Genomic DNA, 19,070 nt, shown 5'->3' on the forward strand with positions numbered 1-19,070 from the left:
AACGTTAGTCGCATAATATATATTATGGAACAATTAGAATCTTGGAAGATGAAAATACCAATTTATACTTTATTATGTTATTTAATTCATGGGTATGTCAGCCTAGACTACCATCGTAGCTAGCTATAATTATAGTAAAACTATGGGGTCGATCCAGCCTGCTGTATATTTTTAATATAGTTCTTTACGCATCAGGCCGGTCAATTGCTATCCTTTAAATTTGCAAGCAAAGATACTTTATCTCGACGTAGTCTTCGATACCGTACTTCGATCCTTCACGGCCCTGGCCGGATTGCTTAATACCTCCGAACGGCGCTACCTCGGTGGAGATGAGGCCAGTGTTAATTCCAACCATTCCATATTCCAGAGCCTCGGCTACTCGAAACACCCGCGCTAAGTCCTTGGCGTAGAAATACGAAGCTAGTCCGAACTCCGTGTCATTGGCCATATCTATGACATCCTCCTCCGTCTCAAAGCGGAAGAGTGGTGCAACCGGTCCGAAAGTCTCTTCACGAGCGACTTTCATTGCGGACGTAACGCCGGTTAGAATTGTTGGCTGAAAAAAGAGGCCCCCTCGCACATCTCGTTTTCCGCCGGTCGAAACGGCGCCACCTTTTTCGAGGGCATCCGCGATGTGTTCCTCCACCTTCTCCACCGCTTTCTCTGTGATCAGAGGACCGGCTACAACATCCTCTTCGAACCCGTCACCGACCTTCATCTGAGACACTTTAGCCGCCAGCTTATGAGCGAAGGTGTCATACACCCCGGCCTGCACATAAAGTCGATTTGCGCAAACGCAAGTCTGACCATTGTTGCGAAACTTCGAGATTATCGCGCCTTCAACCGCCGCATCAAGATCTGCATCATCGAAAACGATGAACGGCGCGTTGCCTCCAAGCTCAAGACCGAGTTTCATGATCTGTTCGGCACCTTGTCGCATCAAGATTTTGCCGACACCGGTCGAGCCAGTAAAGGTCAATTTGCGGACCTTATCGTTTTCAGTGAACTCCTTACCGATTGCGGCAGAGTCCTTGGAAGTGATGACACTGAAAGCGCCAGCGGGTAGTCCTGCGCGTTCAGCCAGGATTGCAAAGGCAAGTGCCGAGAGAGGTGTTTCGGCGGCAGGTTTTGAAACAATGGTGCAACCCGCCGCGATTGCCGGGGCGAACTTGCGCGCCAGCATCGCATTAGGAAAATTCCATGGTGTTATAGAAGCGACGACACCAATCGGTTGTTTGATAACGATGATACGCTTGTCCGGCTGGTGACCCGGGATTGTATCGCCATAGACACGCTTGGCCTCTTCGCCGAACCATTCGACATAGGATGCGCCGTAGAGGACTTCGCCTCTCGCTTCGGCCAGCGGCTTCCCCATTTCCATTGTCAAGATTGCGGCTAGATCATCGGCATTGGCGACGATCAAGTCGTAGAGGTTGCGGAGCACGGCCGCGCGCTCCTTGCCTGTTTTCTTTGCCCAGATTTTTTGCGCCGCGTAAGCGGCGCTAATTGCAAGGGCCGCATCAGCGCGTGTCATGTCTGGCAGGGAAGCGATTACCTCGCCGGTTGAGGGATTGGTGACGTCAAACCTCGTGCCGCTTTCTGAACTCGCCAGCCAGTTGCCCGCGATTAACGCCTTGTCGGTGGCAAGGCTAGAATCCCTCAGTTTTGATAAAAGGTTATGCGATAGGCTCATACTGGCCTCCCTGCCAATGTCATTGGCCGATCCACGCTTTCGTGCGCTCCCCGGCGTGTTGATATGCTATCTGCCCAAACCCACCGCCCGCCGGGTGTCCAATCAAAGTGCTACTGAAGAATTCGATTGATCGATCCCTTGAAGCCGGTCTCATTCAGGCCGTCTTCAGCTTGTAGTAAGTGTCCTTTTTCAAGACCTTAGCGTCTTCGAATTCCCACAGATCGCAGCCGAGTGTATCAATGGTAGAACCATCCGGGGCAGTGCCCCGTACTCGCCATTCGCTTAGCGCCTTATTCTCAAAGATCCAGGTTTTCGCCTCGGTCCACTGAATGTCTGGACTGTCGACAAACCGCTTTTCCAATGCCGCCTGAATCGCATTCGGACCAACTAATGTTCGACCAACAGGCTCTGGCCCGGCGGGCGCCAGCATGACGCCATTCGGTGCAAAAAATGAAGCGACAGCCGCAGCATCGTGGCTATTGAAGGCTGCCAGAATGGCATCCATCAGTTCCATTGTGGGTTTCTCTGCCATAGTATCCACCTCAGTTGACTGTTGATTGAATAAGTGCAAGCGACTTTTGAAAGAACGCGCTGCCCGTATCGGCAAGGGCATTCAACTCGTCAAAATGATCGCAGTTTGGGACCGAAAACCGTTCCATCTGGCGGTATTCGGTGCGGAAAGCCTGAACATAGATGTCGGCTTGCCTGTGAAATTCCTCGGTTTCCCGTCCGCCACAGACAACGAGTTGTGGCGCGTTTGTGACTGGCGGATGGTTCATCGGGCTTTCAGACTCGGCCTCGGCGGCGTCCATGCAGACAGCGTCGTTCAGAGATGTGCGTCGCAGCGGTGCGAGATCGTTGAGGGGCGAGACTGGAATGCCAGCTTTTACCAGGTCCATCGGAAGCGCAGAATCAAGCTCTGGCCATTTCGTTCCCATCAGCATCGCTGTGATGTGTCCGCCGGCAGAGTGGCCCATAACCGTTAACTTCGAGGCATCAATGCCCAGATCGCGTTGACTACGCCAAATCCAGACAAGCGCCTCGCGAGCCTCTTCAGAAATTCTGGTAATCGATACGTCAGGGCACAGATCGTATCCGACGATGATCACGTTCACGCCGTGATCGACGAAAGGCCTGGCAAGGAAGCTGTAAATCGACTTGTCGCCACGCTGCCAGTACCCACCATGGAAATAAACGAGTGTTGGCCCATCATCTCCCGACGCTCGAAACAGATCAATCTTTTGCTTGGGTCCACGGCCGTAAACAATGTCAAGCTGACCTGGCAGGGTTCGACGAGCATCGACGCTCCGCTCAACCCACTCGGGCACGACGGCGGTGTCATAGTCTGGTCGCCCAATACGTAGGTTATACTGAAGCTCTATTTCTTCGTCAGAATATTCTGGTTGAGAATGCATTACCTTTTCTCTCGTAAATGTCCCTCCCGAAAAGCCGGGAGGGAAATGGTTGCGGATTTGGTCAGAATTATTTCTTGACCAATGGGCAACGGGATTCCGAGAGAGGTGAGAAGGCCTCTTCTGCGGGAATTGTACGGACAAGGGAATAGTAATCCCAAGGGTACTTCGATTCATCAGGCGACTTCACACGGAAGAGGTAGAGATCATGCACCATCAACCCATCCTCGCGGATGATGCCGTTCTTCGCGAAGAAATCGTTGACCGGGGTTTCCTTCATTTTTGCCATAACGGTGGCAGTCTTGTCCGTTCCGGCAGCAGCAACGGCCTTCAGGTAGTGCATGGTGCTCGAGTAGACGCCCGCCTGGGACATGTTCGGCATTTTGCCCATCTTCTCCATATACCGTTTGGAGAATGCGCGCGTTTCATCGTTCAGATCCCAATAAAACGACGAAGTGAGCATCATCCCTTTGGCCGTTGCCAGACCGAGCGCGTCGATCTCGTTGTCGTAGACAAGCAGGCCGGCAAGCTTCTGACCGCCCTGCCCCATTCCAAACTCAGCTGATTGTTTGATAGCGTTTGAAGTGTCGGCTCCAGCGGTTGCGAATGCCACGACGTCAGGATTGGCTGCTTGAGCCTGGAGAATGTAGGAGGAATAATCAGGCGCGTTCAGCGGGACCTTGACCGAACCGATGACCTCTCCACCGGCCGCTGTCACAGCTTCGGTTGTTTGCTTCTCGAAGTCGTGGCCGAAGGTATAATCGACTGTCACGAAATACCACTTTTTGCCGCCTTCCTCGACGACTGCCTTGCCGGTCGAACGCGCCAGCGCTTCAGTGTCATAGACGTAATGGATTGTATTCGCGTTGCAGTCTTCGTTGGTGAACCGGGCCGAGCCGGAGATGCTGATGGAGACGAGTTTATCTTTCGCCGCGGCAATTTTGCTGACTGCCAGGCCCGCTGACGAATTGTTGATGTCCATGATGGCATCGACACCGTCTACATCAAACCACTGATTCGCAATCGAGACGGCGAGATCGACCTTGTTCTGCATATCTGCAGCGACTATTTCAACCTTCCTGCCGAGAACCTCGCCACCGAAATCCGCAACAGCCATTTGTGCTGCGGTGACGCTGCCCTTGCCGGCAACGTCGGAATAATTTCCCGACATGTCCATTAGCAGGCCGATTTTCAGTGGTTTGGCGTCGGCGGCTAGAGCCGAGGTGCAGATCCCGGACATTAGCGCCGCGATAATTGCTGGCAGCCCTTTGATTTTTATGCTCATTGCTTTTCCTCCCATTTTTAACCTAAAGGTTCTCAACGCTTTTCAGGTATCGAGTTGCTGGACACTTGGCTGTTGTCAGCACGCTTCCGCATTCCCAGAAGTGAGATGATTTCACCCACGACACCCCGTCTGAACACCAGGACACAAACGACGAAGAGGGTCCCTGTGACCACCGGGGCAGGAACTGCAAACCCTGCCGAATAGTGTTCGATGATAGTGATAATTGCAGCTCCAGCCGCCGGCCCAAAAAACGTTCCCATGCCACCCAACAGAGTCATCAGGACGACTTCGCCAGACATCTGCCAGGTGACATCGGTGAGCGATGCGATTTGGACGGTGATCACTTTCAGGCTGCCGGCTAATCCAGCCAATGCGGCGGAAATGACGAAGGCACCGAGTTTGTAGCGCTCGGCGCGGTATCCTAGCGAGACAGCTCGCACTTCATTGTCGCGGACGGCAGTAAGGATCGAACCGAAGGGCGAATTGAGCATGCGCCAGGTTGCGGCGAGTGCTAGTGAAACGATCAGCAGGACTGTGTAATAGAGCACAATAGGGTTAGACAGATCGAAGATTCCGAAAAGGAACCCACGTGGGACGGCCTGTATTCCGTCCTCTCCCCCTGCGAACGGCGCCTGAAGGAAGCAGAAGTAGACCATCTGTCCCAGCGCGAGGGTGATCATTGCGAAATAGATCCCCTGTCGGCGGATTGCGAGCAGGCCGAATAACAACCCGATTGCGCTCGCGAAAGCGACGCCCGCAAGAATCGATATCTCCGGTGGGAACCCCCAAACCTTTAACGCATGTGCAGTGATATAGGCGCTGCCACCGAAAAACGCGGCGTGACCGAAGGAAAGCAGCCCGACATATCCGATCAACAGGTTGAACGCACTTGCGAACAGCACAAAACATAAGACACGGGTAGCAAAGGTGGGGTAGACGAAGAAGGGAGCCAAAAGCACCACTGCAAGGGCAAACAAAGCCGCTGGCACGAGTACCTTCTTCGTAAGCCTGCTTGCAATGCCAACAGCATGGGCGGCAGTTGGTAGCGCTGTCTCCCTGCCAAAAAGGCCAGCGGGTCTGTAGAGCAGGACAATGGCCATGACGACAAAGATTACGACAGTTGCGGCCTGCGGATAAACCACCTTCGTAAGGCCCTCGAGGATCCCCAGCCCAAAGCCTGTAACGACAGCGCCCATGATCGAGCCCATGCCGCCTGCCACAACGACGGCGAATACAACGATGATGAGATGGCTACCCATCAACGGGCTCACCTGGTAGATAGGCGCGGCTAGAACGCCCGCGAACGCTGCCAACATCGCTCCCAGAACGTAAGTGGCGGAGAGCAGGACGGGCACGTTGACTCCGAAGGTCTCGACGAGGGCGGCATTTTCCGTCGCCGCCCGCAGATAGCTGCCGATCTTCGTCTTTTCGATAAGGAGCCAGACCAGAAAACAGGCAGCAAGTGACGCAGCCACGATAAACGCGCGGTATATCGGGATAACGACGATGCCAAGATTCCATACGCCCGTAAGGAGCGCTGGAGCGGCATACGGCTTTCCCGCAGCTCCAAGCCAATGGCGCATTGATCCCTCGATGATCAAAGCAAGGCCGAACGTGAGAAGGAGCCCGTAAAGATGATCCAGATTGTAAATCCGACGTAAAAGCAGGCGTTCGATGATCAATGCGAACACGCCGACGATTGCCGGCGCCAGAAATAGAGCGGGCCAATATCCGATCCCACCGTACTGCAGAAGCAGCCACGCCGTCACTGCACCGAGCATGTACTGAGCGCCATGGGCGAAATTGATAACCCGCAGAAGACCAAAGATTACGGCAAGGCCTAGACTGAGAATTGCATAGAAGGCACCATTGATGACACCGATCAACAACTGTCCCATTATTAGCTGGATAGAGACGTTCATCATGCTAGACTCCAAGATACCCTTCAAGCTCCGCACGACGCTTGTCTATTTCGGAGGCGGCAACTTCGAGCACAATCCGACCATGCTCCATCACGCACAGTCGATCGGCCAGGCCGCGGGAAAAGTTGAAATTTTGTTCGACGAGAAGGATCGTCATTTTCCGCTTTTTCAGAATCCGCAGCGTTTCCGCAATGCGATCGACAATGACTGGAGCAAGACCCTCTGTCGGCTCGTCCAACATCAGGAGCTTGGCACCTGTGCGAAGCACGCGAGCCATGGCCAGCATCTGTTGTTCGCCGCCGGACAGTTTGGTGCCGGGACTGGTCCGTCGCTCTTTGAGATTGGGGAAAAGGGTGTAGATTTCCTCGGTTGTCATGCCGCCGTCTGCGACAACGACGGGGAGATGAAGATTTTCTTCCACCGTCAGGCTTGCGAAGATACCGCGCTCTTCCGGGACGTAAGCTAGCCCCTCATAGGCGAGGCGATGTCGGGGTGTATTGGAGACATCCTTGCCGCCAATTTCGATTTTTCCTGTTCTTTTTTTCAGGAGTGCCGCGATCGCCTTCAACGTGGTGGTTTTACCAGCGCCGTTTCGACCGGTGAGCATCAGGATTTCACCCGGCATGATCGACAGGTCCACGCCATGAAGAACATGGCTCTCACCATACCATCCCTGGACACCAGAAAGGCGGAGAAGCGGTGTCACTTCAGCCATGACCATTCCCCATATATGCTTCTTTCACACGCGGATCGGCGCTAACTTCTTCGTAGCTGCCTTCCGCCAGCTTTTCCCCCCTTGCGAGCACTGTGACCCGGTCGCAAAGCTGGGAAACCACACTCAGGTTGTGCTCTACCATGACCACGGTTTTCCCATTCGCTACCTTTCGAATGAGTTTCGTCATGTCGTCGATATCCTCGCGACCCATGCCGGCCATGGGCTCGTCTAGCAACAGGACATCGGGCGAAAGCGCCAAGGTGGTTGCAATCTCAAGCGCACGTTTGCGACCGTAAGGAAGCTCGCCTGCGTTGCGGGTAGACCAACGCGTCAAACCGACGCTTTCGATCAACTCTTCGGCGCGACGGACCAATGGATCGAGCGCTCGTCGCGAGCGCCATATCTGGGTGTCCAGACCAGCAGGTCTCTGCAACGCGACGACAACATTGTCGATCACGGAAAGGCTTGGGAAGATCGCAGAGATTTGAAACGAGCGAACGAGACCGAGCCGGGCGACTTCGGCGGGCTCTAGCCGGGTAATATCTTTTCCCCGCAGGAGGATGCTTCCTGAACTGGGCGACAACGTCTTGGTCAGGAGATTGAACACAGTCGTCTTGCCAGCGCCATTCGGCCCGATCAATGCGTGTATGTGTCCGTCCCTGATAGAAAGGTCGAGGTTATTTACCGCTCGAAATCCATAAAACTCTCGAACGAGCTGCCTCGCCTGAAGCACGTAGCTTGGGGTTTGAACGGTCATTTTGTCGGCGTTCCCATTGTTCCGTTTATCGAAACTTATCACAATATACGAAACATATTCCCATTGACATTGCCCCTTGTCAACGGCGAACATAAAGAAAGTGGCGGCGAACCTGATGTGAGGGACGCTTAAGAGCAGAAAGGTCAGCGTGATGTCTGTCGAAGCTGTTGAAAAATTGACCCAATCCGATAGGCAAGTTCCACTCGAACGCTACTTTCGGCTGCTGGAGTTTCTCGCCTGCTATCCGCGGGGACTGGCGCTGAGCGAGTTGGTCACCATGATGATGTTGACCAAAGGGACTGTGCATCGTCTGCTGACTGCGATGCAGCGATCGGATCTGGTGACCGTCGGCAACGGGACGCGACCGCGATATCTTTTGTCTGCACGGGTTCAACGGCTTGGGCGCCTTGCGGTCGATTCCGATGTCGTGGCGACTTTGGCAAAGCCATTGCTTCAGGATCTTAGCGAAAAGCTGGGTGAGACCTGCTACCTGTGCAGACTAGATGGGACGTCGATCGGATCTATCGCAGTTTCGTCGCCAAACGACACCTGGACCGGTTATGTTTTGCCGGGAAAAATCCTGCAACCCCACGCCACGGCGGCTGGCAAAGCGATTATGGCGTTTCAACCGCCCGAAATTATAGATGCCGCCATCGGGGCCGGCCTCCCTGCAATCAGTGATCGGACCATCACCGAACCTAAGGCCCTGCTGAAGGAATACGCTACCGTGCGGGAAAACGGATATGCAACCTGCATTCAGGAGGTTGTCCCGGAATTGTCCGCCTTCGCCGTTCCGATTCACGTTGAGGGGATCGGAGTGCGATACAGCGTCGGTATTCTCGGCCCTCACTCAAGAATAATCCATGTCATCGAACAGCAATTGCCGCGGGCTATTGAGGGTCTTGCGAAAGCAATCACCTTGATCATCGCGGCACAAAGGTCACAAGCGGAATAAGGCATAAAAGGTAACGGCGGTGCCGGATCATGCTCTCAACATAGAACGTTATCGCTAGAATTCGAATGCTGGTTGGCCACCGCTTTCGCAAGCCAGAGAATACCGCTTCCAACATACACACGTCTTGCCGCATAGCGCGCTCATGCGGCTGTGCGCTTGGTAGTCGCCAGATGCTGTTGTTGCGCTCGATATTCGATAAGATCCTTGATCGTGACGATCCTCAATCCATGAAGTTTAGCGAAACGTTCAAGGTCGGGCAGACGCGCCATCGATCCATCGTCGTTGGCGATCTCGCAGATCACGCCGGACGGTGCCCGGCCCGCGAGACGGGCGAGATCAACGGCCGCCTCCGTATGACCCGGCCTACCGAGAACACCGGACGAGTGCGCACGCAAAGGAAAGACATGACCTGGGCGAGCGAAATCATTCGCTCGCGTGCCAGGCGTCACAAGCGCCCGCAATGTCGTTGCCCGATCGCTTGCGGAGATGCCCGTCGTTGTTCCGGGGATATAGTCTACCGAAACGGTGAATGCCGTGTTCATGAGTTCGGTGTTTCGCGGCACCATCAATGGGACCTCAAGCTCATCGAGACGACATCCCTCCATAGCAACACAGATAAGACCACGGGCGTAGTTCATCATGAACGCGATAGAAGCTGGAGAAACAGCGTCTGTTGCGATGACAAGGTCGCCTTCATTCTCCCGATCCTCATCATCCACGACAATGACCAATTCTCCAGAACGCATTGCCGACACTGCGTCTTCGATTCTATCGATACTCAAGGTAGATCTCCTGTCACATTCGGATATCTGCTCGTCACACAGATATTCAGTTTTGCCTTTTTCGGCCCCAATCGCTCAACTTGCGACTACATGTCAGGTGGTGAAAGCATCACGCGGCCTCTGGCCATCACGAACCCCGGACGCAGCGAGCGAATATCGTCAACCGGCATCCGCCTTGGATCACCATCGATTGCGATGATGTCGGCAATTTTCCCCGGCGTGAGACTACCTTTCTCATCCTCTTCACCCATGGTTGCCGCGGCGTCGATCGTATGCATCCTGAGGGCTTCATCGAAGGTAATTGCCTCGTCGGGATCGATGAAGTTACCCGAATATGCCTGCCGCTTCATGCAGCACCAGATACTGAAAAACGGATTCGTCGCCTCGCGTTCGGACCCGATCCAGACATCGGAACTGCCGGACAAGCGCCATCCTCGGTCGAGCAAGGTGCGGAACGGGAACCGGCCACGAAGACCGTATTCGCCAAGATAGTCAGGGAAGTACTCGCCGAACGTGTAAATGAACACCGGCTGGGGTACAGGGATGATACCCGCTTGCGACCAGAGGTCGGCGGACGTGGCGTTCGGAAGAAAGTTTCCGGCATGCTCAATACGCATGCGGGTTCGACCTGCCTTGGCGCCGCCGAGCTTGATGACCATTTTGCATAACCAGTCCTGCGCCCGATCGCCGTTGGCGTGGACAGCCAATTGCAAGCCAGCTTCCTGTGTCATCAGGAAGGCCCGGCGTAGGAAGTATTGATCGAAGGCAATAGATCCCGAAGAGCCGGGATGGCCGACATAGCAGCAGTTCACCGCTGCCGATTTGGCCGAGAAGCCGCCATCGGAGAAAAGCTTCAGGCCCTGGATGCGGATGTCGCGCTCGGGCGCAGTCAGCCGGATATGGTCCTTCCAGTTCTTGACCTTGTCGAGGCTTTCAAGCGTGCCAGGCGACCACAGGTAGGTGCGGATACTTGCCGGGAGACGGCCCATTTCCGCCAGATCGTTCATGCACTCAAGACCGACGATCGTCTCGGAGATTTCACCGATCGTGGTGACACCATAGGTGGTGAAGTAGTTTTGCAAGCCCTGTTCGATGGCTTCGCGAAGCTCTTCCGCATCGGGATTCGGCAAGGGAAGGAGTGAGTCCATCTCCTTTATGACGCCGGTTGGTTCTCCGGAAGAATCCCGGATGACTTCCGGCCGTCCGGTAACGCTGTGGGCTGGTGTCTCGAAATTGCGGCCGATTCCGGCCATTTCGAGAGCCTTGCTGTTGAGAACGGAAATATGGCCGCCTGCCCGCAGGATAATCGGGCGGTTAGTGCTTATCGTATCCAGCTCTGCGCGGGTCGGAAGCCGTCCCTCCTTGAGCTTTCTGTCGAAGAAGAGGTTGGCTTGCCCCACAAGCCACTCGCCGGGCGCCAGTGTCGACTGGTAGGAGGACAGGGAGTCGAGAACGTCCGGGATCGTGCCGCATTCCGGTGCGCGGCAATCGACCGTCTTGTAAGCGGTGCGGCACACGACTTCGGCATGCGCATGCACATCGACGAAACCGGGCATGAGCGTTTGATCGCCGAGGTCTACGATATCCACGTCAGGGCCGAGATCCTGAGCCTCGGCACGGGTAATGAGCCTGACGATGCGGTCACCACTTACCAGAACGCCCTGCCAACGATCGTCATCTCCGCCCGATCCGACGGTGATGACCCTACCACCCAGAACAACGCTCTCTTTCGACATTCTTTTTTCCTCATCTGCGAGATGGCCGATCCGGGCCACGCGTGGCGCGGCCCAGACTTTGCGTTTAAGCGCAGTTCACCCAAACTGTCTTGGTTTGCAGGAACTTCTCAATACCTTCCTTGCCGTTGTCGCGGCCGTGTCCGGATTGCTTGTAGCCACCCCATGGAGCGGCAGCATCGAACTGGTTGTAGGTATTGATCCATACCGTGCCGGTTTGCAGCATCGAAGCCAGCTTGTGCGCGCGGCCGATGTCCCGGGTCCACACGCCTGCGGCAAGTCCGAAGGTCGTGTCGTTCGCCCGTCGGGCGATCTCATCCAGATCTTCGAACGGCTGAACGACGACAACAGGTCCGAAAATCTCCTCGCGCACAACCTCCGCGTTGTCATCGACGTCGAGGAGAATGGTCGGCTTGTAGAACGATCCCGCTACGGGCAGATCGTCGGGAATGGCACCTCCAGCGGCGACACGGATACCGTTCTGCCGCGAATGCTCGACATAAGAGGCGACGCGATCGCGCTGTTCTGTCGAGATGAGTGGTCCCATGGTCGTGTCGGTGGCAAGGCCAAAGCCAACCTTCTGCTTCGATGCCTCGGCGATGAGGAAATCGGCAGCCCGGTCGAAGACTTTCTTTTCGACCATGATGCGCGAGCCTGCCGAGCAGACCTGGCCAGTGTAGAAGAAAGCAGCAATCGCGGCAGTCTGGAGAGCGGCGTCCAGGTCCGCATCCGCGAAAACGATGTTCGGGTTTTTGCCGCCAAGTTCAAGCGATACGTGCTTGAGGGTCGAAGCGGCGCTGCGGGCGATGTGCTTGCCCACCGTTTCGGAGCCGGTGAATGCAATCTTGGCAATACCAGGATGGGTAACCAGCGCTTCCCCAGTGGTCTCGCCTTCACCCTGCACCACATTCAGAACACCTTCGGGAATTCCCGCTTCCAGCGCGAGCTTGCCGAGGACAAGCGCAGACAACGGCGTCTGCTCGGCAGGTTTGAGAACGATGGTGCAACCAGCGGCCAACGCTGGCGCGATCTTGAAGCAAGCCTGGCAAAGCGGAAAGTTCCACGGGACGATGGCGGCTACGACGCCGATCGGTTCCCTTCGGGTGTAGACGTGCATGTCCGGAGCATTTACAGGCAATGTTTCACCGCCCAGTTTGGTTGCCCAGCCCGCATTGTAGCGCAGCGCGTCGACGGACAGTCCGATATCGACGAACTTGATGTGCTCGACAGGCTTGCCACTGTCCAGGGATTCGAGTTCAGCGATTTCCTGAGCCCGGCTCTCGATCAGTTCAGCCAGGCGCATCATGCGAGCTGCACGCTCGGCGGCACTCATCCGGCCCCAGGGACCGACCAGCGCCTGCCTTGCGCTTTCAACCGCGCGATCAACGTCCGCGGCAGTCGCATGGGCGGCGCGGGCGATGAGCTTTCCTGTAGCCGGATCAAAGGATTCGATCGTCCCGCCATCCGAGGCATCGGAGAGTTTCCCGCCGATAAGAAGCTGCTGCGGCGCTGCGAGCAATGCTCGTGCCTGTTCACTCAGCAGATCATGTGGATTGAAATTGGCATTCATAGTAATATCTCCTCAAAGTGCCGTTTTGAATACGGCGGTGTGGATTGACGCGCCGCCGGATGCGAAATTCGCGACGTCAGCGATGGCCGCCTGGCCTTCGGGAGATCCGAAGGAGCGGGTGAGACTGTCGATGTCGGAGTAGGTCATCACGGCCAGCATGTGGGCTGGGTCCGTCCCCTCGCCTCTGCTCACCTCGCCGACGCTATATTCGAAACCCTTCAGCTCCGGCATTTTGAGAACGAGCGGAACGTGGATCGCTTCGTAGTGGCGGTTGAAGACTTCGGCATCGTCGGGAATTCCATAGACAACGGTGACTTTGATCATGGCGCCAGCTCCTGAAAACGGTGTGTCGAGAACATGTTGCGTCGGTGATAGAGCAAAGTCGGATTTGCGGTGTCGTGGTGGATGTTCTGCACAGCACCGATAAGGATGACGTGGTCGCCACCGGGAATAATGTCGCAAACCTGACAGGCGATAACGCCCGAAGCCCCGTCGATCTGAGGCATGTCGAGATAGCCGCTCTCCCAGGAAACCCCGTCGAACTTCGATTCGCCTTTACCGGCGAAGCGCATTGCAAGATCTGCCTGTGCGCCTGACAGGATATGAATGAGGAACGGCTTGCCGACGGTTTGCAGATCCTTCAGCGTATTGGATTTGCGGTCGAAGGCGACCAGCATAAGCGGCGGATCGAGCGAAAGGGACATGACCGCCGAAAGCGTCGCTCCACTTGGATTTCCGGCAGCATCGACTGTCGTGACGATCGTAACGCCGGAAGGCATATCCGCCATGAGCGCCTTGATGAGGGCTACACTATACTGAGATTCTTGGTCCATTATTTTGCCTCGTAGGTATGGCTTCGGCGTCCCCCGCGGCCGCACGTGCCGCGGGGGTGGTCACTCTTGGGAAGCCTTTAAAAATCGGTTAGTAGCCGCCACGTTTGGCTGGCTGGACGAAGAGCTTTGTCAGCATGACAAAAGCAATCCCGGCAGCGAGCGCGGACGGAAGCGACGCCGTCGTATATTGATAGAGTGAGGACGACGTGTAGGTCAGGGGATTGAGAAGGCTCAGATAGGTCCCGACGCCGACGACCATCGCGAGGATCGCTGCGGGGTTGAATCCACTCCAGTACCTGTACTCATTCTTCGGGCTGCGGTCGTAGATCGCCGTGATGCTGACCTTGCCCTTGCGCAAGATGAAATAGTCCGCGATCTGAATGCCACACAGTGGTGCGAACGTAACGGCGATCAGTGCCAGGAACGTACCGAAATTGTTAAAAAACAGATCTGGGACGAACACACCTACGGTCGCCACGGGAGCGATGGAAATGCCGAGAAGAAGCCACCACGGCGCTGCTTCAAGCTTCTTGTAGTGGCGCAGGCCAATCGAGGATGCGTAGATGCCGGCAACGGCGGTGCCAAGGTTTGCAGCGGTCACGAATGCTAAAGCGATTATCGCATAGGTTTCACCGCCGACAGCGCGCATCCATTCCGCGGGGTCGGAGATCTTCAGTGCGAGAATACCGGCGGCTCCGATCATGCTGAGAAGGCCCACGACCAATCCGAAGCCGATCATGGCCGGCGGGACGGCCGTTTTACCGTTCGGCGACATGCGAACCATGGCGCCGAAGTAAGGCCACCAGGACAATGCAGGAGCAATCGCCAGTTCGATACCGGTCGTGTAATTCCAGAGAGGTTTATCAGAAGCGTATTGCGGTACCGCGGTCATCAACTCGTTCCAACGCGTATCGACAATAAGCCATAGCATCCAGAGACCGACGACGACGTGAATCACGAGTATTTTTGCAATCCGATCAACACCGCTCGCGCCTTTTAGAAGTACGGTGAACGAAATCGAGCACGCCAGCAACGTGGCGCATGACATCAGCCAGCGATGATCGCCGGGAGCAAGAGCGCCCGCTGCGATGAGGAAATTGATCAACGACTTGCCGAAGAAGATCAGCAACAGGCAGTTCCAACCGACAATGGAAAGGTACTGCAGCGTAAAGGGAACGATCCAACCCTTCGTTCCAAACTGCGGTTTGGAAGCTGCTATCGAGTCTATGCCGTAGCGCATACAGACCGGCACCAGCGCAAGGATCACCAACAGGATTCCAAGCATACTTCCGCCGACCAACGTCGTGAAGCTCTGCTTGAAATCCAGATAATACCCGACATATTCGCCGATAATGTAGCACCATGTCGCGGCGGCTACGGTGGCGAGCGAAAAGAACAGCTTCCATGCGCCCCAGGTGCGCTCGGAAAGCAGCAACGGCAAAGCAGACTTGTCAGCCTCGAAGGTGGCTGACGCGGCATGCGGAATGCTTGAACGGATACCTATATCAGACATTCACCACCCCCAGACCAGCAGAAGCGCTGGCAAGATGATGCAGCCGACGAGCATCCATAGGCCGCTGATTGTATCGAATCCCTGTCCCTGATGGGCAGGCTGCTCCAATAGAGCGAGCCGCTTGCCCAACTCCTCTTCGTAGGTCATTTGTGAATCCTCCCGGATAGACGTTAATGTATAGTCTTTCCTTTCCCGCTCCTGGCGGCCGCTCCTCCGCAGCCGATAGGTGATTGACCGAAACTTATTCGGCCGCGACCTTTGCTCCAGAAAAGTGCGGGATCACTTCACGCCCGATCAGATCAAGCGATTTCATGATGTCTTCGTGCGGTACGCCATCAATGCGCAGAAGCACTTCGTCTACACCACGTGCTTCCAGATCTTTCAGGCGCTTTCTGAAATCATCGGGGGTGCCGATCAGAACAGACGGCGTCTCTGTCAAAAGGAAGTCGAGATTGTTCTCGTTCTCCAGAAGCCGCGTCATCTTGTCATCAAGATACTCGTAGGATGCGCGCTTGCCGAGCGGTATGTAGAGATCAAGGATAAACTTGAAGTACCCGAGCGCTACATCGCGAGCGACACGGCAGGCTTCTTCTTTGGTTTCGGCACAAAACGCGGTTGCCACATACAGGCCGAGATTCTTGTTCTGGCCGCGGAACATCGGTTTGGCGTCGCTCTGTCCCTCACGATACGCGTCGATACATTCCTGCAAATAATCGAAGCCGAAGTAATTCTCGAACGTCAGCACGCCGATTCCGCGCTCGCCAGCCATGCGGTGCGTGTCCACGCTGGAGGCTGCAACCGAGACCGCTGGATGCGGGCGTTGCACACAGTGCGGCACGATGGTTCTTGCCGGGATCTTCCAGAAGTCGCCGTCATAACCCTCGAAATCCTCATCGAAAAGCTTGGAGAGAAGCTTCATTCCATCTTCCCACTGAGCGCGGGTCTGAGACGGATTGACGCCGAAAGCTTCGAGTGTCGTGAGGTTGTTTGACCGGGCGGTTGCGATTTCCGCGCGCCCCTTCGAAACGATGTCGAGGGTGGCAAGGCGTTCTGCGACGAGAATGGGATGGTTCCATTGCAACAGCACAGCGCACATGATGCGCAGGGTGATGTTGTTCGTCTCCCGTGCGATTGCCGCATACAGGACTTCAGGGGCAGAGACGGTAAAGCGGGGCGGACTGAAGTGTTGCTCCGAGGTGCCCCAGCTGGAGAACCCAAGTTTGTCAGCGCGAGCGACCTCCGCGATCATTTCTTCGTACCTGCTCGCAACGGTGCGACCGGGCATAACTTCGCCTTCTTGCAACAGACCGATCTTCATTTTTACCTCCCAATGCAAAGAAACTCGATATGAATTACGATATGCGCGTAATTGATCAGCGTCAATACCGTTTTCAGCTTATTGGCGGAGAATTGAGGCCGGTTTGCGCTCATCTAGATTGGTCGCCAATATTCTTGCGACAAGCGCCCATGCCGCGTAAGAACGGATAAAAGGGAGTGCCAACCGTGAGTGTACAGTTCGACAGACCGGATCAATCCAACGCTGCAATTGAATTGGCTTCGGAAGTCGATTTCGACGATAAAGATCTTGAGATCGTCTCGCTGCTCCAGCGCGACGGCAGGATGCTGTTCACAGAAATTGCGCAAATCGTGAATTTAACGGAGAAGACCGTCAGAGCGCGCGTGCAATCGATGTTAGATAGTCACGCTATAAGCATAATTGCGCTGACAACGCCGGCCGCGTTGGGCTATCGTGCGATAGCACTCGTTGGCTTGACATGCGCGCCGGGCTACCGTCCTTCTGATGTTGCTCAGATGCTGGCGCAGGTTGATGGTATCGATTACGTCGTTGTGACGTCTGGACGATACTCAATCATCATCGAGATCGTAACGCTAGATCGCATGAACGTTCTCGAAATCGTACAAGAGCGCGTCGTCCAAGAGCCTGGCGTCGCTTCGTTTGAAGTATTCGAAGGCGCCACTCTGCATTATCAGAAGGCCGGTTTTCTCGGCGTTGGCTACAAAAACGAACAATATGGCGTGCAAAGCCGCCTGTTATCCGACGCAGACCTGCAAATCGCGGCGGCCTTGGCTAAGGATGGGAGAGCTTCATATCGATCGGTAAGCATTGCGCTAGGAGTTTCTGAAACGCAGGTCCGGACGCGTGTCGCGGCAATGATTGCGTCAAAGCAGATGCAAATCCTCGCCATCGCGAATCCACTAGCCTTTGCCGACCGCGTCGTTGCTTGGGTGGCGCTCAAAGTGAGCCCGAATGCGCTGATAGTCGACATCGTGAATGAGCTCGAGAGCTACCCTGAAGTGACATACATTCTCTCAACGTTTGGTAGATTTGAACTGTTTGTGGAGGTTCAGGCAATTGGCCTCGACGTTCTTCACGACGTGATCCATCAACAGATCAAGGCGGTGAGCGGAGTAAGGTATGTCGAGGCATTTCCATATTTCAAGCTTCACTACAAACCCCTGATCTAGGAAACTACTGCGGTAAATTTTAAGGCCCGGTCGGCGCCTGCATTTTACTGGATGGCACCTTTCACGGCTTCCAAATTGGCGGTGAATAGGATTCGCTAACATATGCGGGGTTTTCGATCGTTAAGCGACCTTGTTATCTGATGTGGCTTGACGCTTGCATGTCTGTGAATAAATGCTTGACCTGCGATCATTCTGCCCTGGGAGTTAGGTTCCCCGGGAGGTATAGCCCTGAATCATCGAGCATTCATTCTTTTGCAGGCTCAGCTTCATTGCCAGTTCACCGGCTTGAAAGAGCTGCATCGCAGAGCGAGGCCCATGCAGCACGAAGCTCGAGCAATTCAGTTTGATGGGATGTGGGAAAGCCGCGCTTTTTCCGTTGGGCTATCGAAATCCCGAAACGGTTCTTGTCACCAAAGCCAGACGGCAGGATTTCGCGAGCGCTGCAAAGCGCAAGCAGCTTTGCCCTTCGCCTTGGTCCGTCTTCCATATGGATTGCCAGATCAACGGCCGAATTGAGATAGCCAGCGAGAAAATGACCGAAAGCGATTGCCAGCCGTTTGCATTCATCCTCCTGCAGGAAGACAGGCAAGTGGCCTTCCCAAAAGGTTGCAAGGTTTGCATCTGAACGCTTTTCGGCCTCTTCGGCCAGCGTCCATAGCCGCTTGCGGTCAAGCGCCCATGGCGCATCGATGCCAGCAGGCAGAATAATTTCCGAGTGAAGAATGTCGTCCTCACGAGAGAGAATAATCGCCTCCCTGGTAATGCCATGCAAAACCTGACCACTGATATCAGCAGCGACGGCAATAACGCTGGTATTCTGTCGTCGGCCGATCCGCACGACCTTGAGGACGTGAAAGCCGGTCGAGGCGATAGTCATCAGTTGCCATCGGGATCGAACTTCAGGAACACCCGATCCTCCCATGTTGTTCGCTTCCAGATATGTGGCCCTGTTGCCGGTTGTTCGTCAGCGGTGCTTTCAAGCACCTTGCCGTCAACCTCGATGCTGATCGTTCCGCTGGCGCCGAGGCCCACAGACTTGAGATCGGCCAGTGCCTTTGCCGGTATTTCGGGAGACGAGATCACGACCGTCCCATCCTTTTCACGCCGGATCGTCAGGAAGTTGCTGTTATCACCTTTGGAATTTGGAAAGCCGACAACCGGAGCGGCTTCGGTCAGTTCGCCGGCAAGTTCCATGGCAAAATCGTATCTACCCTCGCCAACATAAGCGAAACGCTTCATGCCGGCGAGCTTCATCGCCGGCGCTTCCTGCGCTTTCATCTGTTCGTCGTGGTTTGCCGGAACTGGCTGACCTTTCGCCATGGCTGCGATCGTGCGCGGTTCGGCAAGCCGCCCCGCCAGTGCAACATCATAGCGATAGCCCTTCATCGTTATATCGGCGTCGAGTTGTTCAGG

At 55.3% G+C, this 19,070-nt stretch carries 19 protein-coding genes and 1 pseudogene; 2 read left to right on the forward strand and 18 right to left on the reverse strand.

Annotated elements, in window-relative coordinates; translation table 11 throughout:
- Window positions 1-214: 214 nt before the first annotated feature.
- The 8 genes and pseudogenes from P8H26_RS17365 to P8H26_RS17395 all read right to left on the reverse strand — a co-directional run bounded on the left by P8H26_RS17365 (window position 215) and on the right by P8H26_RS17395 (window position 7,784).
- Window positions 215-1,693 carry an NAD-dependent succinate-semialdehyde dehydrogenase gene (locus tag P8H26_RS17365; RefSeq protein WP_289634371.1) on the reverse strand — a complete coding sequence of 493 codons (1,479 nt, stop codon included), beginning with the start codon at window positions 1,691-1,693 and terminating at the stop codon, window positions 215-217.
- Window positions 1,694-1,847: 154 nt separating this feature from the next.
- On the reverse strand, window positions 1,848-2,225 hold the full coding sequence (locus P8H26_RS17370; RefSeq protein WP_289634372.1) for a nuclear transport factor 2 family protein: 378 nt from the start codon (window positions 2,223-2,225) through the stop codon (window positions 1,848-1,850).
- A 10-nt stretch (window positions 2,226-2,235) separates the two neighbouring features.
- Window positions 2,236-3,108 (reverse strand): alpha/beta hydrolase, encoded by an 873-nt coding sequence (locus P8H26_RS17375; protein WP_289634373.1) that lies wholly within the window; start codon window positions 3,106-3,108, stop codon window positions 2,236-2,238.
- A 67-nt stretch (window positions 3,109-3,175) separates the two neighbouring features.
- The gene (locus P8H26_RS17380) at window positions 3,176-4,390 is read right to left on the reverse strand and encodes an ABC transporter substrate-binding protein (RefSeq protein WP_289634374.1); all 1,215 of its coding nucleotides are present in this window, start codon (window positions 4,388-4,390) and stop codon (window positions 3,176-3,178) included.
- A gap of 32 nt (window positions 4,391-4,422) precedes the next feature.
- Window positions 4,423-5,379 (reverse strand): branched-chain amino acid ABC transporter permease, encoded by a 957-nt coding sequence (locus P8H26_RS18115; protein WP_308446688.1) that lies wholly within the window; start codon window positions 5,377-5,379, stop codon window positions 4,423-4,425.
- A gap of 63 nt (window positions 5,380-5,442) precedes the next feature.
- Window positions 5,443-6,315 (reverse strand): annotated as a pseudogene (locus tag P8H26_RS18120) (branched-chain amino acid ABC transporter permease); the annotation flags it as partial.
- A gap of 1 nt (window position 6,316) precedes the next feature.
- A complete protein-coding gene (locus tag P8H26_RS17390; protein WP_289634376.1) occupies window positions 6,317-7,027 on the reverse strand; it encodes an ABC transporter ATP-binding protein in 711 nt (236 codons plus the stop codon).
- Window positions 7,020-7,784 (reverse strand): ABC transporter ATP-binding protein, encoded by a 765-nt coding sequence (locus P8H26_RS17395; RefSeq protein ID WP_289634377.1) that lies wholly within the window; start codon window positions 7,782-7,784, stop codon window positions 7,020-7,022. The genes P8H26_RS17390 and P8H26_RS17395 overlap by 8 nt, the downstream gene beginning before the upstream one ends.
- A 151-nt stretch (window positions 7,785-7,935) precedes the next feature.
- Here P8H26_RS17395 and P8H26_RS17400 point away from each other — a divergent pair, with 151 nt between their 5' ends.
- A complete protein-coding gene (locus P8H26_RS17400) occupies window positions 7,936-8,739 on the forward strand; it encodes an IclR family transcriptional regulator (RefSeq protein WP_289634378.1) in 804 nt (267 codons plus the stop codon).
- 140 nt (window positions 8,740-8,879) lie between these two features.
- On the opposite strand, the gene ribB is transcribed toward P8H26_RS17400, so the two are convergent.
- From ribB to P8H26_RS17440, 8 genes are all read right to left on the reverse strand, one after another.
- A complete protein-coding gene (ribB, locus tag P8H26_RS17405; RefSeq protein ID WP_289634379.1) occupies window positions 8,880-9,521 on the reverse strand; it encodes a 3,4-dihydroxy-2-butanone-4-phosphate synthase in 642 nt (213 codons plus the stop codon).
- 86 nt (window positions 9,522-9,607) lie between these two features.
- Window positions 9,608-11,257 (reverse strand): amidohydrolase, encoded by a 1,650-nt coding sequence (locus P8H26_RS17410; RefSeq protein ID WP_289634380.1) that lies wholly within the window; start codon window positions 11,255-11,257, stop codon window positions 9,608-9,610.
- A 64-nt stretch (window positions 11,258-11,321) separates the two neighbouring features.
- Window positions 11,322-12,824, reverse strand: a complete 1,503-nt coding sequence (locus P8H26_RS17415) for an aldehyde dehydrogenase (RefSeq protein ID WP_289634381.1) — start codon at window positions 12,822-12,824, stop codon at window positions 11,322-11,324.
- 12 nt (window positions 12,825-12,836) lie between these two features.
- Window positions 12,837-13,148, reverse strand: a complete 312-nt coding sequence (locus P8H26_RS17420) for an EthD family reductase (protein ID WP_289634382.1) — start codon at window positions 13,146-13,148, stop codon at window positions 12,837-12,839.
- Complete coding sequence (locus P8H26_RS17425; RefSeq protein ID WP_289634383.1) at window positions 13,145-13,657, reverse strand: flavin reductase family protein; 513 nt, start codon at window positions 13,655-13,657, stop codon at window positions 13,145-13,147. The genes P8H26_RS17420 and P8H26_RS17425 overlap by 4 nt, the downstream gene beginning before the upstream one ends.
- 88 nt (window positions 13,658-13,745) lie before the next feature.
- Window positions 13,746-15,170: a cytosine permease gene (locus tag P8H26_RS17430; protein ID WP_289634384.1), complete on the reverse strand. Its 1,425-nt coding sequence runs from the start codon at window positions 15,168-15,170 to the stop codon at window positions 13,746-13,748.
- Entirely contained in the window at window positions 15,171-15,317 is a 147-nt protein-coding gene (locus P8H26_RS17435) for a hypothetical protein (RefSeq protein ID WP_289634385.1), read from the reverse strand.
- 94 nt (window positions 15,318-15,411) lie between these two features.
- On the reverse strand, window positions 15,412-16,488 hold the full coding sequence (locus P8H26_RS17440; RefSeq protein ID WP_289634386.1) for an LLM class flavin-dependent oxidoreductase: 1,077 nt from the start codon (window positions 16,486-16,488) through the stop codon (window positions 15,412-15,414).
- Between the two features lie 185 nt (window positions 16,489-16,673).
- Between P8H26_RS17440 and P8H26_RS17445 the strand changes: the two genes are divergently transcribed.
- The gene (locus P8H26_RS17445; protein ID WP_289634387.1) at window positions 16,674-17,657 is read left to right on the forward strand and encodes an Lrp/AsnC family transcriptional regulator; all 984 of its coding nucleotides are present in this window, start codon (window positions 16,674-16,676) and stop codon (window positions 17,655-17,657) included.
- Window positions 17,658-17,934: 277 nt separating this feature from the next.
- On the opposite strand, the gene P8H26_RS17450 is transcribed toward P8H26_RS17445, so the two are convergent.
- Together P8H26_RS17450 and P8H26_RS17455 are read right to left on the reverse strand one after the other, a co-directional pair.
- Window positions 17,935-18,579 carry a MobA/MobL family protein gene (locus P8H26_RS17450; protein WP_289634388.1) on the reverse strand — a complete coding sequence of 215 codons (645 nt, stop codon included), beginning with the start codon at window positions 18,577-18,579 and terminating at the stop codon, window positions 17,935-17,937.
- Window positions 18,534-19,070: hypothetical protein (locus P8H26_RS17455; RefSeq protein ID WP_289634389.1), on the reverse strand; the 537-nt coding region annotated here is incomplete at its 5' end. The genes P8H26_RS17455 and P8H26_RS17450, both read right to left, overlap by 46 nt.

Source organism: Pseudochrobactrum sp. sp1633 (assembly GCF_030376605.1).
Classification (GTDB): domain Bacteria; phylum Pseudomonadota; class Alphaproteobacteria; order Rhizobiales; family Rhizobiaceae; genus Pseudochrobactrum.

Coding starts and splice junctions, on each gene's coding strand:
- P8H26_RS17410 (WP_289634380.1), bottom strand. CDS start 11,257: ATGTCGAAAGAGAGCGTTGTTCTGGGTGGTAGGGTCATCACCGTCGGA.
- P8H26_RS17390 (WP_289634376.1), bottom strand. CDS start 7,027: ATGGCTGAAGTGACACCGCTTCTCCGCCTTTCTGGTGTCCAGGGATGG.
- P8H26_RS17370 (WP_289634372.1), bottom strand. CDS start 2,225: ATGGCAGAGAAACCCACAATGGAACTGATGGATGCCATTCTGGCAGCC.
- P8H26_RS17395 (WP_289634377.1), bottom strand. CDS start 7,784: ATGACCGTTCAAACCCCAAGCTACGTGCTTCAGGCGAGGCAGCTCGTT.
- P8H26_RS17365 (WP_289634371.1), bottom strand. CDS start 1,693: ATGAGCCTATCGCATAACCTTTTATCAAAACTGAGGGATTCTAGCCTT.
- P8H26_RS17375 (WP_289634373.1), bottom strand. CDS start 3,108: ATGCATTCTCAACCAGAATATTCTGACGAAGAAATAGAGCTTCAGTAT.
- P8H26_RS17440 (WP_289634386.1), bottom strand. CDS start 16,488: ATGAAGATCGGTCTGTTGCAAGAAGGCGAAGTTATGCCCGGTCGCACC.
- P8H26_RS17415 (WP_289634381.1), bottom strand. CDS start 12,824: ATGAATGCCAATTTCAATCCACATGATCTGCTGAGTGAACAGGCACGA.
- P8H26_RS17425 (WP_289634383.1), bottom strand. CDS start 13,657: ATGGACCAAGAATCTCAGTATAGTGTAGCCCTCATCAAGGCGCTCATG.
- P8H26_RS17450 (WP_289634388.1), bottom strand. CDS start 18,579: ATGGGAGGATCGGGTGTTCCTGAAGTTCGATCCCGATGGCAACTGATG.
- P8H26_RS17435 (WP_289634385.1), bottom strand. CDS start 15,317: ATGACCTACGAAGAGGAGTTGGGCAAGCGGCTCGCTCTATTGGAGCAG.
- P8H26_RS17430 (WP_289634384.1), bottom strand. CDS start 15,170: ATGTCTGATATAGGTATCCGTTCAAGCATTCCGCATGCCGCGTCAGCC.
- P8H26_RS17400 (WP_289634378.1), top strand. CDS start 7,936: ATGTCTGTCGAAGCTGTTGAAAAATTGACCCAATCCGATAGGCAAGTT.
- P8H26_RS17380 (WP_289634374.1), bottom strand. CDS start 4,390: ATGAGCATAAAAATCAAAGGGCTGCCAGCAATTATCGCGGCGCTAATG.
- P8H26_RS17420 (WP_289634382.1), bottom strand. CDS start 13,148: ATGATCAAAGTCACCGTTGTCTATGGAATTCCCGACGATGCCGAAGTC.